We start from the raw sequence: 16,613 nt of genomic DNA, 5'->3' as shown, positions 1-16,613 counted from the left end.
CCCGCTTCAATTGGTATCGTTGGTACAACCCCTCCGTTAGGCGCAAAATGTGATAGTCGCTTTCCGGACTGGCTCCCACAATCATCTGTGTGCTCTGTCCGGCCGGAGCGAAGCGTGGAGCATGGCGATAAAGCGCCAGTTCACGTTTGTTTTCGGCCATGCCATCCCGCACTTGCCCCATGGGAGCAAGGATCGCGCGTTTGGTTTTATTGGGGGCCAGAAGAGAGAGACTTTCTTCGCTGGGAAGTTCAATGTTCACGCTTAGACGATCGGCGAGTAGCCCAAGCCGCTTCACTAAGGAAGGATCCGCGCCCGGAATGGTCTTTGCATGAATGTATCCCCGAAAGTGATATTCGTTGCGCAAAAGTTCCAAAGCGCGGATCATTTGTTCCATTGTGTAATCGGGACTGCGAATCACCGCACTGGAAAGAAACAACCCTTCGATGTAATTGCGACGGTAAAACTGAATGGTCAGCTCCGCAAGTTCATGGGGCGTAAAAGCTGCTCGAGGTACATCGTTGGAGATCCGGTTCACACAGTATTTGCAGTTATAAATGCATACATTTGTCAAAAGAACCTTTAAAAGGCTGATACAACGCCCGTCGGCGGCAAAGGCATGGCAGATTCCTGCCCGTACTGCGTTGCCCAGACTTTGTCCGTCTCCGGGCCGGTCCACACCACTCGAAGTGCACGCTACATCGTATTTTGCGCTGTCGGTCAAAATTTCCAGTTTTTTTAGCAGCTCCATCGTTTTGTTCCGTCCTTTGAAAAAAGGTGCAAAAAAAGAAGCCCCGCTCGCCGTATTTTGCGCCGAGGCTTTTAAAAGTACGTTTTATTGTACAGTTAGTGCGCTATGATAAAGGCATGGAAAGATTTTACCATTTGGTTTTGGTTTCAACCACTTTCCCTGCAATGTACAAATGGTCCAGATCTTCTCCCATAATGATTTGTGGAGGATAGGCACTGTTAAAAGGTTGCAAAATGACAGTATTGCCGCGCCGAATGTATTTTTTAAGGGTCCCCTCGCCCTCTCCAAACACCACTACGCCCAAATCTCCACTTTCCAGTGTCGGTTGGCGGCGGACCAAGGCCAAGTCTCCCTCAAAAATGCGAGGCTCCATACTGTCGCCTTTCACCAGCAGATAAAAGTAATTCTGAGGATCTTTGACACGCGCGTATTCCTCTCCATAGTCCTCTTCTAAGGCCAGCGCTCCATAACCAGCGCGTACTGTGCCAATAATGGGAATGGGGTGTTCCCCGGCGGCTTGCCAACCTGCGTCTGCCGCCGTTTCGGTCCGTCCGAGAAGGTAATCTGTACTTACATCAAAAAAGGCGGCAATGCGTGCCAGCATAGCGGGATCAGGCGTGGAGCGGCCGGTTTCCCATTTCCCAACGGCCTGTTGCGAGAGTCCCAGTTCATTGGACAAGGCTCCTTGGGAGATGCCCCGAAGTTTTCGAAGCTCCTTTAAACGCTGTGCAAACATCAACACAGCTCCTTTCTTATGATTTTCTAATTTAATATTACTACTTATCGTTGTCGAAGTAAAGAGTATATTTAAATATTCAATAAAAAAAGTTGTAAAAAGTATTGACAACAACCAACGGTTGTATTATTGTAACAATAACGAATGGAGGAATTCATATGAGGCGGATGTTAATGGTCGGTTTGATTAGGACAGGGGTTGTTTTGCTGATGTTCCTGGCAATTTGCGGCTTAGGTGTGTATGAAGAAGGAACGCCGACTGTGGCAATGTTGGTGACTCCGGGGGCCTTTTTGTTAGCATGGGGGCTCTATCAGATCGACGAACATTTGTGTGTTGTGCAACATAAACGGTATAAAGTCAAGCGCGTTCGCATTCGAATGGCAACTTCTTCGTCCAAACCGATGCGCGTAGCATAAATGGTAGAAACGAAAAAATTGCTGTTTCTGCGGCTTTCTCGTGGGTGATTTTATACGGGAGAGCTCCGCTCCAGTGAAGCTTCCAACGGGGCCGTCGCAAAACGCGATTTATATGCTGCCGGATGGCGGTGATAGCAGCATGGTGAATCGCCATTTTCATATTCTGTTTCCGTCATGGAAAATTCCCCTTTCTGTGATGATAAAGAAGGGCGACAGCATACCTTGCTGTCGCCCTTTGTCTGCTCCTTGTTTGGTAGATGCTTAGTCAGCCACTCGACGCAGATGCAGAATAAAGCTTAAAACAACGAATCCCAACAAAATGACACCGAATCACAAAAGATTTTTGCAATTTTTGTGGATGCGTTTTTTACTTTTTCAATATCCAAATATATTCGGCATAGTCGGCCGCCGTCCGTCAAATGCGCATGCATCACTTTGCCGCGTATGCGTATTTTGACAAGGTACCTATTGACAAGAATGGTTTTATGTGGTATGATTCTAGAGCGCTCAAGGCTAATAGCCGCTGTGGAGAGGTGTCCGAGTGGTTTAAGGAGGCGGTCTTGAAAACCGTTGAACAGCAATGTTCCGTGGGTTCGAATCCCACCTTCTCCGCCACATTTCTCACAAAGTGCACAAAAGAATCATTAACGCTACCATGGAGATGTACTCAAGTGGTGACGAGGCTCCCCTGCTAAGGGAGTAGGTCGGGAAACCGGCGCGAGAGTTCAAGTCTCTCCATCTCCGCCATACAAACCCACAACACATTTGTGTTGTGGGTTTGTTTTTTGTTGTGGAAATACGTTTGGAAAGGGTAAGTGCATTCGTGCGGAAAGCGTACGAATAGGCAGATAGAAAATTCAGTCAGGGTGAATGAACGAAAGGATGCATAGTATAAAAAGCGCCGGTATAGGTCCGGCGCTTTTTTCTTTTTGCAAGGATTTGTATCAGAATCTGGCACAAATTTTGAACGCAGCATATTAGAGTAAAAAATAGATGATATTAAGGATAAAAAGGGCATTCAAAAACAAAATTTTTCTCAGAAAAAATTTTTATAAAATTTTACATAAAATTCATAAAATAACGAAATGTCGAACATTTACCTTTTCTCGAGACACTTGTTTATAAACTCCAAGTATACAATCAAAAAAAATCAATTTTTAGTTTATAAAAGCGGCGCTTTTGAGCGGCAAAAAAATTTGAAAATATTGGAAGAATATGCTACTATTTTCTACGTACAACCAATGCCAAAAGGTCAGTCGGTTGTTTGATAAATTTACTCCTACATAAGTAGCTTTTGTGGAGAATTTTATAGAATAACCGTATGATTATCCCGGTGAGACATTGGCTTGTGCGCTTTGTCTCTGTTTGGAAAGTGCTGCGAAAGTGTACCAAAAGAGGACAAGCAGTTAAAGGACGATTTTGGTGACCAGTGCAGGTGCTTCGCAAGATGCCTTAAAGCGAAGACGGGATATGTGAAAGACAGGCGTTAGGTGGACGGTATCACAGAGATTTCTGTGATAAATTGGGAGCAGATGTATGCTCTCGAGCATTTTAGCAACATGGGCTTTCCTGTTGGCGGTGTTGCTGCTTTTCCCGCGTAAGAAGGAGAGAAATTTATGAAGGAACAAGGTAATGCGCGTCGAAAGCTGATCCTTAGTGTCATTGCTGTCATTGCGCTGGCGGTGTGCTTGGGCATTACAACGCTGGCTTTGGTGTATCCGAGAACTTCTGTGGACGATAACGCATTTACGCTGGGTACCGTTCAATTAAATCTAAATGACAATGTGCCCATTATTCAGGCGGACGAGCGCTTGTTCGAGCCGGGCATGACAGTAGAAAAAAACTTTTTTGTCCAAAACGAAGGCTCAGTCGATGTGTATTGTAGGATGTATTTCGAAAATGTTACCGGAGGTCTGGAAGACATTCTTGAAATTACGATAAAAGATGTAACGAATCCGAATTCAATCGTTACGCTCTATCAGGGAACGCCTGCAAATTTGAATAAGGCAGGGGCCATCGAGTTGGCACAACCACTGGCGGGAAATTCGCGCAGTGAGTTTACGATTACGTTCCACTATCCTGAACAAGAAGGAAATGCCGGAAAGAACCAGACACTTGCTTTTGATTTGACAGTAGATGCGGTTCAGGCCAAAAACAATCCCGGACGAGCCTTTGATTAAAATATACATTATTATATAAAAGGGAGCTGCATCAATGCGCAAGGCACGGAAAATTGTTTTGTCCGTCATTACATGGATCATTATTGTGATTGCTGTGTGTATGACGATTTTCACCGTCGTATCGGTGCTTACATTTGATCAGGTAGACCGTAATTTGTTCGGCTATAAGGCGTTTATTGTGTTGTCAGACTCTATGAGCGCTACGGATTTTAGCGCGGGAGATTTGGTTTTGACAAAGGAAGTAGACCCTTCGACGTTACAACCGGGCGACATCATTGCTTTCCAGTCCACAAATAGCGAAAACTATGGAGCAATCGTCACTCATAAAATTCGGCAGCTTACCACGACAGAGGATGGCCAGCCGGGATTCATTACATATGGTACCACTACAGATCAGGATGATGAAACCATCGTCACATACGACAAGGTAGTAGGAAAATATCAGTTTTCGCTGCCGAAAGTGGGAACTTTCTTCCAATTTTTGCGCACACCGGCAGGATATGTAATTTGCATTTTGGTGCCGTTTCTGCTTTTGATTGGAATTCAGGGGTTCAATAGCGTTCGCTTGTTCCGAAAATATCGGCGTGAACAAATGGCTGAGATGCGTGCAGAGCGGGATCATCAACTTGCACAGCTTACGCGTGAACGCGAGCAACTGGCCAGGGAGCGTGCGGAATCTGAGCGGCTGCTTCGTCAATTGCAGCAGATGCAGCAAGCACAGATGCGACAAAATCAGCAGCCTGGCGGAGCGGTCAGTGCGCCGCCAAGAAAAGACGAAACTCAGGGATATAAATAACCATTTTGAAATCCGCTCTCCACAGGAGAGCGGGGTATCAAAGGATATAAACGCATGCGTTTGTGTCTTTTGATATCCGTTCAAATTTGCAAAAGCAAGGAGGAACGACAATGAAGAAAGGCCAGAACACAGCGCGTGTTCTGTTGGCAAGTGCGCTGTCTGTGTTGCTCAGCATCGCTATGCTGACGGCCACTACATTTGCATGGTTCGTGGATGGCGTCAATAACACCAACAATGAAATCCATACCGGAAATATGGACGTTCGTTTTTTTGGAGCCCGGTATCAGGTTGATGAAAGCGGACAAGTAAAATGGGGGACGATCAATAATCTTTCTCGGGATGCTTTGATCAGTGTCAATGATATGGAGCCGGGAGATTATGGTGCTGCGGTGATTGCGGTAAGCAATCTGTACAATGATATTTCGGCTGATGTGGAAGTATCGTTTACAGTTACGGATGCATCTCTGTCGGATGTTCTCTGGTATTCCCTCACACCATTTACGAGTTCTCAGGCGCTGCCAGAACGTGCCGGGGTCAATGACAAACTCCAGTTTTCAGATCCCAATGCACGCCCTGCATCGGACAATTCTCAAGTGCACAATATGCAACAACTTGCAGCGGAGAAATCATCTTTGAACTTCCCTGCGGATAGCGGAGAAAAGTATGGGTATTTTCTGCTTGAGTATGGCATGTATACGGATGCAGATATGACAAGCTATCAGGGCAAGTCCTTTGCTATGAACTTTATGTTGGAAGCGACGCAGGCGACGGGTGAGAAGGATGGCTTTAATAACGACCAGTACGATGCACAGGCAAAGGTACAGATCAAGAATGAAGCAGATTTGAAAGATGCGCTCAGCCAGGCACAGGACGGCGACGTTCTGACTCTGTCAGGGGAGATCGTTTTGAGTGGACCGCTGTCGATTAAGAACAATGTGACGCTGGAAGGAAACGGCGAGGCGGTTTTGAAGGGACAATCGGTATACGTAAATGCGCAAGAAGTAACATTCAAAGGAATCACATTTGAATCCCCCGAGAACGAAAGCAACAATGCTTCGAGCATCTATGTTACAGACCCCAAAACAGAAAAGCTGGTTGTGGATGGTTGCGAATTCCGGAATGTAGATTGGGATTGTATACAGTTGACCTCCAAAAACATTAAAGAAGTGGTTTTGACAAACAATCGGTTTGAAAACACCGAACAGGGAACGCGGTACGTACATTTGGAACTGAGAGACGAAGGTTCTTTTGTGAGCGCTCCGGAGGCGAAATGGATTCTGACGGGAAATACGTTTGTCAATGTGTCAAAAAAATATGTAAGCGATAGTGCAATTACAGTTGTGGGCTTCTTGTTTGACAATATGACAATCAGCGGGAACAAGTTTGAAGGCGCAGGAGCAGACGCATTGGATACGAATATACTCTGGGTCTGCAACGGAATAGATTTCAGCGATATGCTGCCGGTATCGGCATTTACAAACTAAGGTAAAATCTAAGAAAAGGAAGCGATTTTGTTGAAAAGAAGTAAGCAAACAAAGCGCGCGTTGGGCGCCAGTGTACTGGCTGTCGTTTTGTGCGCAGCAATGTTGGTGGGTGCCACATTTGCGTGGTTCACAGACAGTGTGACGAATACGGGAAACGTGATCACAGCGGGAAACCTGAGCATTGATGCAATGGCTTACGACGTGGATGCAACCGGCGACAAAACAGTGACGATTCCGGGAGTAAACAACGGCAATGAGATTACATTTGAAAAAGTCGGGCAAGACCTGAAGACGGATAAAAAAGCAATCATTGGAGAGGAACTGTGGGAGCCGGGTATCTCTTCGGCAAAGTTGCTGGAAGTAAAGAACAGCGGAAATCTTGCAGCAAAGATTCGCTTGAGCTTTACAACGAAAAATGGCGGTCTGCAGGATGCACTTTGGTTTGACTTTGTTCAGTTGGATGCAGATGGCAATGTAACGGGCAATTTTGAGAAACGCCCGATGAGCGAGTTGAACGCGCTGGCGCAGCAGATGGAACTGACGGTCGAAAAGGACGAAACGATTCGGTTTGTGCTGGTGTATGGCATGAAAGAAGAAGCCGGCAATGAGTACAAAGGAAAAACCTTCTCGGCGGATGTGAGCATCCTGGCAACGCAGGCGCCTGTGGAAAAGGATGGCTTTAATAACGACCAGTACGATGCACAGGCCAAAAATCTTTCTACGCAGCCCCTTTTCGTAAATGCTGGTGAAAACAAAACCGTTGATTTGGACGAGATTGAGTACAGTGCAAGCGGTTACGATGGAGTATTTTCCGTAGGCAATGGCGGACAATTGACGGTTAACGGCAATGGCACAGTTGTTGCAAACGACGTTAATAATTATGCCATGGCGGTATGGTCTTTTGGCGAAGGCTCCAAGGTAGTGATCAATGGCGGTACATATACGAATAACATCGCTGATGGACGCGAAGACGATCAGATGGATATGATTTACGCCTCCAACGGTGGCGATATTGAAATTAATGGCGGCGTTTTCAAATGCGTCACTCCCAAATGGACATTGAATATCCGTGATGCGGATTATAAGTCTGGTGCATCTACCATTGTAGTTCGCGGTGGTACATTCTTCGAGTATGATCCTTCTCATGCGACCAATGAGAGCCCTGTGGCGAATTTTGTTGCGGAAGGCTATAAGGTGATTACAGAAGAAAAAGAAGACGGAACATGGTATACAGTTGTTCCTGAGGAATAAAATTTATCTCCTGCTCTCGCTTGCGAGAGCAGGAAATCAAAGGGCACAAAGAGGTTTGCGCCTTTTGATACCCTGTGTATTCAAATAAAGGAGGGTATAACGGCCTTCAAGAAACAATTCGGGTTTGAGAGAATTTTCAAGGGGAAAAGAGATATGAAATCGAACGGATCATTGACGTTTCAAAAATTAGCGGTTGGTTTTTTGTGTGTGACTATGTGTGTATGCCTTCTTTCGGGGGTATCCTGGGCATGGTTTGCGGCAGACTTGCAGTCTGCGGACCAGACGATTACTGCTGCCACTTTTGATATTGGCGTATCTGTGGTTCAGAAGGACGGTTCTACGACCGGCTTTTCGGCTACAGACGGGCAAACAACAAGGGCTCTTACTCCGACGGATGCCACTACCAATTCGTACGAACTTCTTCCGGGCGGAAAATATACAGTTACTTTGACTGCATCTGGCACGGCCTCAGGTGGATATTGCGCAGTGGCCATTGGTGGAATTTCTTATAACACTGTGCAGCTTATTCCGGGTGCCACATTGCAATTTGATGTTGCCAATGATGCGGCTGCGGCGGTTTCGGTTCAGTTTGGTACAAAATGGGGAACGCCGCCTGAGGAATCTTCCCTTGTTCTTTCAGGGGAAAATGCATATTCTTGGACCGGAAGCGAATTTGTAGTGGCGGCAGATGTTCCGCAAGGTTCAGATGCAACGGGAACGAACGAGACTCCGGGCACCATCGAGGATCCAACTCCTGACACGGATCAAAGCACATCAACATCTCAGAGCACCAGCAGTGAAAGCGTTGATAATGATGTGAATGAAAGCACTTCTCCGGATGAAGGCGTACAAGGAGATGTGAACACTTCTCAAGATCAAGGAGCTACGTCCAATACAAAAGATCCGGTGGAAGGAGAAGTATCTGACACGGTCGATCAAAACAGCAATTTAGCAAGTGATGAGGCATAATAAAGAGCGCTGAACTTTTGGTTTGTTCTCCGATGAAATTGAATTTATAAAGACAAGGCACGGAGAGCATCCCAGCGAGGTTGGATGGACTCTCTGTGCTTTCTTTTATTGCATAAATCAGCAAAGGGTTTGGGAGTATCGTCTAAAAATCACATTTATTGAGCAAGGGCTTTCGATAATTTTCCGAGGAGGTTTAAAATGAAACGGACAAAGAGGACACGAAAAGCTTTGATAATTAGCGCGGTGAGCATCCTGCTCAGCGTGGCGGTGCTGGTGGGAACTACGTTGGCGTGGTTCACAGACAGCGTGAGCAACACCGGCAACGTCATTACTGCGGGAAATCTTCAAATTGACGCCTATACATATGATCTGGATATGAATAATACATCCGGAAAGCAATATCAGGTGGATGGCATCAACCAAAATCGCCCCTTTACTTTTGAGCAAGAGGGCCAAAATTTGAAGGACCCAAATGCAGGTGCGATTATCAGTGAAGAACTGTGGGAGCCGGGAATTTCCAATGCAAAACTGCTTAAGGTAGAAAATACCGGGAATTTGGCGACCAATATCCGCTTGCAGTTTGATGTGACGGACGCGGGATTGATGGATGCGCTTTGGTTTGACTTTGTTCAGGTGGATCCTGTGCAGGGCCAGTTCACTCAGCGCCCCATGAGCGAGTTGAATACGCTGGCACAGTCTACGGTTGTTACGTTAAACAAAGGTGAGTCCGCAAGCTTTATTCTCGTTTATGGAATGAACGAAGATGCAGACAATCGTTATCAGGGAACGTCCTTTTCTGCAAATGTAACGATTATGGCTACACAGGCCACTGTGGAGAAAGACGGCTTCGGCAATTCAAATTATGACGCACAGGCCAACGGACTTCCCGACCAGGAATGGCCGGCAGGCGGTACGGTGACAATTACAAAGCCGGCAGGTGGATGGACGGACACTGTTGCTGCAGTGGTCAATGCCTCTGCACATATTCCGGCAGGAGCCATCGATGAATCCGCTTCTTCCATTGTGTTCTCAATTGTCCGTCAACAGAATGTGGATGAGAATGTTCCGGTAGGCAACGATCAGGGCGCCATCACGTATGAGATTACTGTGACCGGTTTGGTCCAAGGAAATCAGGAGCCGATTACCGTTGAATTGTTCGTGGCAAAAGGATTGACGGGAGATGTGCTTTTGTACCACGGTTCTGAGCTTGTGGACAATGCTCAATACGATCCCCAGACAGGCTTTATTACCTTTACAGCTACTTCGTTCAGCCCGTTTACCGTCGTCTTTGACAGCGCGGTGGTTACCAGCTTTAGCCAGTTGAAAACTGCCATGGAGACAGGCGGAACCATTACGCTGGGAGCCGATATCGAAGTTACTGAGACTTTGAAAGTCGAATCTGGAAAAAATGTTGTTCTGAATTTGGCAGGATATGATCTCAAGGGAGTCAATCCGGGCAGTTTGTTGGAAAACTACGGCACAATGACCATTAACGGTCCGGTTGATTCTTGCGTGTATACTACGGATATGGAAGCGCAGGGCCGTCATGCAGTAGTCAACTATGGCACAATGACCATCAACGGCGGTACATATGGCGACAGCAATACAGATCAGACGGATGAAAACAGAGTGCAACGCGGAAATGCCGTGCGCAATCTGGGTACAATGACCATTCGGGATGGCGCCTTTACGGCTGTTGACAATGGTTTGAATTTGGGCTTTGCTTATGCCATTGCCAATGGCGATACGTCTGATAAGTATCCCAATGCGTCTTTGACGATCGAAAATGCCACGGTGTATGGCATTATGAACGGATGCATCGCAGGCGATGACGGCAAAATGGTTGTAAATGGCGGAGATTACACGCTTGGACGAGGCACCAAGGGAACTTCGTTCCGCATGGTATATACTTCCGGCCCTGCGGTGGTTGAGGTCAATGGCGGAACATTTGTGCGCAATGTGGACAATAACTATGCGTTCTTTGGTGTGTTCTACGCATATGAAGAGGGCCATGAAGGAATCATCATCAACGGCGGCGTGTTTGAGGACAAGATTCATGACACCATCAAAGTAGATGGTATGAAAAATGACGGAACGTATTACACGGGATATACTGTGATCAACGGCGGTGAATTCTTGGATGAGCTGTCCGGAGATTACTATAAAGACAATCGTTATACGTATGTTTCTACCTTGGCGGAACTGCAGAATGCCATCGGTGAGGCTGAGGATGGAGAAGTTATTAAACTGACACAGAATTTGACAGTGAGTTCCGACGCTGAAAAAATCAAATGGGATTACGGCGTGGCGAATTATGATGACAGCTCCACAAAAAATGTTGTGATCGATTTGAATGGTCACACGATTTACAATACCTACAATGCACCCAGTTACAGCAACGCATTTCAATGGGGCGGTAATAGTACGTTGACACTGAAAAACGGCACATTTGACGCGGGAGTTGGTGCTGGAAGCGTACTTCTCAAAAGCAATGCATCGCTTGTGATGGAAGATGTGACTGTAAACAGTAAAGTTTCCAACCGTGCTGCTTTGAAGTTGGGTAGCTCTGGCACTGCGGAGTTGCGGCGAGTGACCGTAAATGCTTCGGAAGGTGCTTGTTTGGAGGCATCGGACGGAACAGTCAATCTGTATGATTGCAATTTCAAGCAGACGGGCGTCTCTCAGGGAAGCGACTGGTATCATTCCTGCATCACCACCAGCGGTCAAAATCCTTTCTCCGGTTGGTATGACAAAGGCACTGTGAATGTGTATGGCGGCACATACACCAGCGAAGGATATGGCGTTTATATTTTGAGCTCGGGTGGAATCGTAAATCTGTACGATGGAACGTATACCGGCCAAAAAGCTGCATTAAAGACATCCATTGATAAGAAGGCTTATCCGGATGCTGTGGCAGAGATCAATTTGTATGGAGGCACTTATAGCGGAGCCCTTTCTCAGGCAGAGGGGACAAGCATTAATGATCTTCGGTAATTGTAGGTGCAAGCAGGCTCATTCATTGCAAAAGGAGGAGAAAAATGAAACGAAAAACGCGAAGAGCACTGTTGATGAGCGGTGTGAGCATTTTGCTGAGTGTTGCGCTTTTGGTGGGTGCGACGTTGGCTTGGTTCACAGATAGCGTAACCAACACAGGCAATACCATCCAGGCGGGCAACCTGGACGTAGAGTTGTATCATCGTGCATTAAGTGAAACAAACGATGCACCTTATACGGAAATCAGTGGCGATCCTGCAGTGGACGGAACACTGTTCTATGATACTACGGCAGACGGTCAGCTCTGGGAGCCTGGATACGCCTATGGCCGCGACTTAAAAGTGGTCAACAATGGAAATTTGGCGTTAAAATGGCAGTTGTATTTTACCGACCTCACCAGCACAGGTGCTGCTCAAATCGCAGATGTGTTGGACGTTTATGTAATTGGTGTGGACGACACGGAAAATGCGCTCACACAAGCGAATCGTATTGGAACGCTTTCGGAATTGGCAGGAGGCCTTGTAACGGGTTCCGAGTTATTGAATGCCAAAGAGAGCACAGCATTTTCGGTCGTACTTAAAATGCGGGACGATGCGGGAAATCTTTATAAAGGATGTTCCGTTTCGTTTAATGTAGAACTGCGTGCAACACAGGCAGTTTATGAGGAAGATGGATTTGGCAACAGTCAATATGATGCTTTGGCGGATGGAAGCCCCGACCAGTCTTGGGGTTCTTTGATTTCGGGTACCGCCGTGCTGGAAAAACCTGCAGAAGGTTGGCAGGATCCCACAACCTTGACAGTGGGCGGAGCAAGTGTTTTGGTGCCGGCTGCTGCAATCGCTGCGGATGCAGAGCAGTTGCGTCTGACGATTATGCCTACGGACGAATTGGCAGAAGGCGTAACAGTGAATACTGCTACACAAGGGACAATTTCTTATGAGATCAGTGTGACAGGCATTGACCCGTCATCGAGTCAAAAGTTTACAGTCAACCTGCCCATTGGAAAAGATTTGACCGGTGTTGTGCTGTACCATGCCGGAGAACAGTTGGCGGCGTCTTATGACGCAGGTACCGGGTATCTCACTTTCGAGACCGAATCTTTCAGTCCTTTTACCATTGTGTATGACAAGAATCCGGATAGCTATACTGGGGCGTCTGTAAGCGGCATTGCTGGGTTTGAAGGAAAGATCTTCTCCAGTGTACAGGAGGCTTACGATGCCATTAGTCCGGTTGTGGCGGAACTGGCCGGGTTGGAACAGGGAACAGCATCTGCGGATGCCTTTGATGCGCTCTTCACCAACAACGGCGTGATCACTTGGACCATTTATGGAAAACAGACGGTTGACAATGAACTGCTGTTCTCCTTTGGCAGAAAAGCGTCTTATTACGGAGAGCGCAATATCACGGCAGTGAATGTGCAAGGCGGCAATGAGACTGCAGGTTTGGTATTGAATGTTCCGGTTCGGAATCTTTATAACTGGTGGGGACCCAATGTGCCCACTGCGTCTATGAGCTTCAGCAACTTGGTGCTTGAACAGGGATCTTCTCTGGCGCAAATGACCTTTACCGGCGGAACGTATGGTTATACGTACAAATTGACTTTGGATAATTGTGTAGTCGACGGTAAGATCTATATTTACTGGAACAATGGCCTTGATTTGACAGTGAATGATTGCGAATTCAACAATACGTTGGGCGACAGCGGTTCGTATGCATTGTTTGTGCAGGGAGATTCCACCGGTACTGTAAAGTTTACCAACAATATTGTTGACGGATATACACGAGGTGTGAACTTCCAGAGAAATCAAACGGAGTTCTTCATCGATGGAAATACGTTCCGCAACAATAGCGAAGTGGATCGTGCGGCACTGCAGCTTACATCGGCCAGCAAATTCACCGTGACCAACAATGTGTTTGAAGACACTATTAGGAGCAATGCCATTTGGCTGTGGGACGGCTTCAACAATCCGGAGACCGTAATTGCAAATAATACAATTGGTTCCGCTTATAGCCTCAGCGGCTATAAAACAGAGTATTCCAATGTGACTGCGTATGAAAATACGGTTGCATCTACTCTGTGTTGGGAAAAAGGCGCATCGGCACCGAGCGAGTGTTTGTTGGATCTGACCGGGAAAAAGCCGGTTTTTACACAGGTGAGTGAGATCGGTGATTTGGGCGAAGAGACGGTGAACACTTCTACAGGAACGCCGCTGACAGAATATGTTTGCCGGGGCGGTATGTTTCAATTGACGGACAACATTACGGTGCAAAATGCATTGTATTTCACAGCCGATACGGTAATTGATTTGAATGGCTACACCATTACCAAAGATTTTGGCGGTTCGCTGTGCGCTTTGGGAGAAAATGTTACGGTGACATTTAAAAATGGCTCCGTAAACGTACCGGAAACTGCAAAACAGGGCGTTACCAATTATGGGGATTTCTGGTACCAAAGAAACTTTTACGCGTATGATCAAAATGTAACGCTGAATTTCTCGAATGTGTCCATTACGCTGCCTCAAAATAAGGATTTTGCTGCCTTTAAGGGGTATTCCAGAGCGGGTGGTTTGAGTGTAACCATCAACGGGGCATCGGTTACGGGTGCCTTGTTTGAGGACTTGGATGACGAGGTTCAACTGACCTGCAACAATTGTCTGCTGAATGGAGCGGCTTACACCGGAGCCTGAATTCAGCACAGATAAAAAATATTTGGCGCCGTACTCCGCAAGTACGGCGCCAATTTTTTGTGAGCGGCCATGGGACAGGGTTTCATGATAAGAATGAAAAAAGCGGAGCTGTATAACGCTCCGCTTTCCTTAGATATGGGAACCGAACACGCCGGCTTCCACCGCTCGAGCAAGCTGTGCTAAGCGAGGATAGGCATATTCAAAAAACTCATAGTATGCTTCGCAGAAATAATTCTTTTGCAGATGCCCGTTTACCATAGGCTCACGGTCTCGACGGCATCCGCCACGGCATAAAGGATACCATTTGCACGGATGGCAGTTTTCATTTACCTCCATAGACATTTGTATAAACTTTCGTTCTTCACGCTTTCGATCAATGTCTGTTACAGTATCCGTGAGAAAGTTTCCCAAGCGCCATTCATCCAGCATATAAAAATCGCAGGGATAAACGCTTCCGTCGGCCTCGACTACGTATTGCATACCGCATCGTCCAAGCATTCCACATGCCTCTGGCTGTTGGCCGGTAAGAATGATCAAAAGGTTTGTAAAATAGCGATTATACGTCAGGTGACCGCGGCAGGCATCCTCATACCAGCAATCAAACAGATCCTTTAAAAATTGTCCAAACGCTTTGCACGTCAGGGAGTAATCGTGCTGTCCACGGTTTTCACCCAAAGGATCCAGGCAAGGAATGTATTGCTGGTAATCAAAACCGTTTCGCTGAAAAAAGGAATATGTTTTGCGTATGCTGCGGCAGGTGGCCGAAGTGACAACCGTGAGGATATTAAATTCAACGCAATGCTTTTTTAGAATGGAAATAGCACGTAGCACACGATTATAAGTGCCATTGCCTTTTCCATCCAATCGGTTCAAATCGTGGAGTTCTTTGGGACCATCCAGCGAAATTCCCACTAGAAAATGATTGTCCGAAAAAAATTGCGCCCATGTATCATCTATGACATAGCCATTGGTTTGAATCGCATTGTGAATGACTACATGCTTGTGATTGAGTTCTTGTTCCAACTCGACGACGCGCTGAAAAAAAGGCAGTCCCGCACAGGTAGGTTCTCCCCCCTGAAATGCGATGGTGCACTCTCCATCGGCGTAATCCAGTACCCGAGTCAGTACAGCACGCAAAACTTCTTCACTCATGATTCCATAATTCGGCACCGACCGATTCTTTTGCTCATCCGCATAAAAACAGTAGCGGCAACGCATGTTACAGAGGCCGGAAGCCGGCTTGAGCATCACAGTAATGGCAGGCATATAAACAGATCCTTTCCGGCGAAATATCCGCCATTGAAAATAAAAGGAAAGCCGCACAGCAAGCGCTGTACAGCTTTGGAAATACCTAGGCGGTCTGCAACGCACAGAGCAAAACGTATCGGTTTTGATCGTTTGTAGTTTCACAGGTCAACAGTGCCACCAAAGGGGAAACGCCATCCCACTGCATTTGGCTGATGAAAGTCGTATGAGACGCGGCATAATCTATCAGTTGCTCGCGATTGCCAGGTACATCAAATTCCAAATCCACCCATTGCTGTGCGGGAATAATAAACCCATATAACACTTGGAGATTGGAAACTCCTTGTGAAGTTTCCAGGGTGAACACAGGATGTTCATCGTACCAATCTTGACGCGTATAGTTTTCTAAATCAGAAAACATCGAGCCGTCATTCATATTGTGGCCATAGATTAAAGAGAGTTCACCGGAAAAATCAGATGAACTGCGATAATCCAAAAAAAGCGAGCCGCCCAAATTCCATTCGCCATTCGGCAACCGTCGCAAATAGTAGTCATTGTCGGCCGCTTGCATCACAGGATAGTCAATTTCCGTCCCATCGCAGTGAAGCCAGGCCACCGCGTCCGGGTATTGTTGTTGCAGTTTCGCAAAGTCAACCTGCTCCTGTAAGGATTCACTTGCGCCCGAATTTGATACGAGATGTTCCTGAGCCGGTTTTACTTGTTCCCGAATGGCCTGGTACCCGACATCTCCTTTGTGATATTGCCATAAAGCGTATCCGATTTTTCCTGCGCTAAATAGAAATACGCCGATTAGGACGATTTCCAAAATGGTCAGAATCGGATGACTTTTTCGACGCTTGCTCCGTTGCATCATTTCTCTCCATTCAGGCGTATGTCTAGCGAAAAGACAAAACGTCAAATTTTTCTGATTTTTAGTCTAACACATTTGGAAAGTATCCGGCAATATTTTTGCGCTTATTTTAAGATAAAATGCGTTGTATCGAAACTTGATATTTTAACAAAAAAACAGAATTTATTTAAAAGTACGAATCAGGGCGTATAATGTATCAATCTGGTAAAAAGTGCCATTTTACCCTTGAAATCACA

The 16,613-nt window shown here is 46.5% G+C and carries 12 protein-coding genes and 2 tRNA genes; 10 read left to right on the top strand and 4 right to left on the bottom strand.

Going from position 1 to position 16,613, the window contains the following annotated elements:
* Together AB5H98_RS00850 and AB5H98_RS00845 are read right to left on the bottom strand one after the other, a co-directional pair.
* On the bottom strand, positions 1-748 hold a 748-nt coding region (locus AB5H98_RS00850; protein ID WP_367924016.1), incomplete at its 3' end, for a putative DNA modification/repair radical SAM protein.
* A 127-nt stretch (positions 749-875) separates the two neighbouring features.
* Positions 876-1,484 (bottom strand): LexA family protein, encoded by a 609-nt coding sequence (locus AB5H98_RS00845; protein WP_367924015.1) that lies wholly within the window; start codon positions 1,482-1,484, stop codon positions 876-878.
* A 158-nt stretch (positions 1,485-1,642) separates the two neighbouring features.
* Between AB5H98_RS00845 and AB5H98_RS00840 the strand changes: the two genes are divergently transcribed.
* From AB5H98_RS00840 to AB5H98_RS00795, 10 genes are all read left to right on the top strand, one after another.
* On the top strand, positions 1,643-1,900 hold the full coding sequence (locus tag AB5H98_RS00840; protein ID WP_367924014.1) for a hypothetical protein: 258 nt from the start codon (positions 1,643-1,645) through the stop codon (positions 1,898-1,900).
* A gap of 527 nt (positions 1,901-2,427) precedes the next feature.
* Positions 2,428-2,515: transfer RNA gene (locus AB5H98_RS00835), tRNA-Ser, on the top strand.
* Positions 2,516-2,557: 42 nt separating this feature from the next.
* Positions 2,558-2,647: transfer RNA gene (locus AB5H98_RS00830), tRNA-Ser, on the top strand.
* Positions 2,648-3,516: 869 nt separating this feature from the next.
* Positions 3,517-4,080, top strand: a complete 564-nt coding sequence (locus AB5H98_RS00825) for a TasA family protein (protein ID WP_367924013.1) — start codon at positions 3,517-3,519, stop codon at positions 4,078-4,080.
* A 34-nt stretch (positions 4,081-4,114) separates the two neighbouring features.
* The gene (locus tag AB5H98_RS00820) at positions 4,115-4,876 is read left to right on the top strand and encodes a signal peptidase I (protein WP_367924012.1); all 762 of its coding nucleotides are present in this window, start codon (positions 4,115-4,117) and stop codon (positions 4,874-4,876) included.
* Between the two features lie 110 nt (positions 4,877-4,986).
* Positions 4,987-6,360, top strand: a complete 1,374-nt coding sequence (locus AB5H98_RS00815; protein ID WP_367924011.1) for a hypothetical protein — start codon at positions 4,987-4,989, stop codon at positions 6,358-6,360.
* Between the two features lie 30 nt (positions 6,361-6,390).
* Complete coding sequence (locus AB5H98_RS00810) at positions 6,391-7,611, top strand: TasA family protein (protein ID WP_367924010.1); 1,221 nt, start codon at positions 6,391-6,393, stop codon at positions 7,609-7,611.
* 153 nt (positions 7,612-7,764) lie between these two features.
* A complete protein-coding gene (locus AB5H98_RS00805; RefSeq protein ID WP_367924009.1) occupies positions 7,765-8,580 on the top strand; it encodes a hypothetical protein in 816 nt (271 codons plus the stop codon).
* A gap of 198 nt (positions 8,581-8,778) precedes the next feature.
* Complete coding sequence (locus tag AB5H98_RS00800) at positions 8,779-11,574, top strand: SipW-dependent-type signal peptide-containing protein (RefSeq protein WP_367924008.1); 2,796 nt, start codon at positions 8,779-8,781, stop codon at positions 11,572-11,574.
* 44 nt (positions 11,575-11,618) lie between these two features.
* Positions 11,619-14,261 carry a right-handed parallel beta-helix repeat-containing protein gene (locus AB5H98_RS00795; RefSeq protein WP_367924007.1) on the top strand — a complete coding sequence of 881 codons (2,643 nt, stop codon included), beginning with the start codon at positions 11,619-11,621 and terminating at the stop codon, positions 14,259-14,261.
* 129 nt (positions 14,262-14,390) lie between these two features.
* On the opposite strand, the gene AB5H98_RS00790 is transcribed toward AB5H98_RS00795, so the two are convergent.
* Positions 14,391-15,527 (bottom strand): anaerobic sulfatase maturase, encoded by a 1,137-nt coding sequence (locus tag AB5H98_RS00790; protein ID WP_367924006.1) that lies wholly within the window; start codon positions 15,525-15,527, stop codon positions 14,391-14,393.
* 85 nt (positions 15,528-15,612) lie between these two features.
* Positions 15,613-16,377, bottom strand: coding sequence for a class B sortase (gene srtB / locus AB5H98_RS00785; RefSeq protein WP_367924005.1), 765 nt, complete (start codon positions 16,375-16,377; stop codon positions 15,613-15,615).
* Between the last annotated feature and the right edge of the window lie 236 nt (positions 16,378-16,613).

Source organism: uncultured Ruthenibacterium sp., from assembly GCF_963558415.1.
Taxonomy (GTDB): Bacteria; Bacillota; Clostridia; order Oscillospirales; family Ruminococcaceae; genus Ruthenibacterium.
This window is presented reverse-complemented; position numbering and strand designations above follow the sequence as displayed.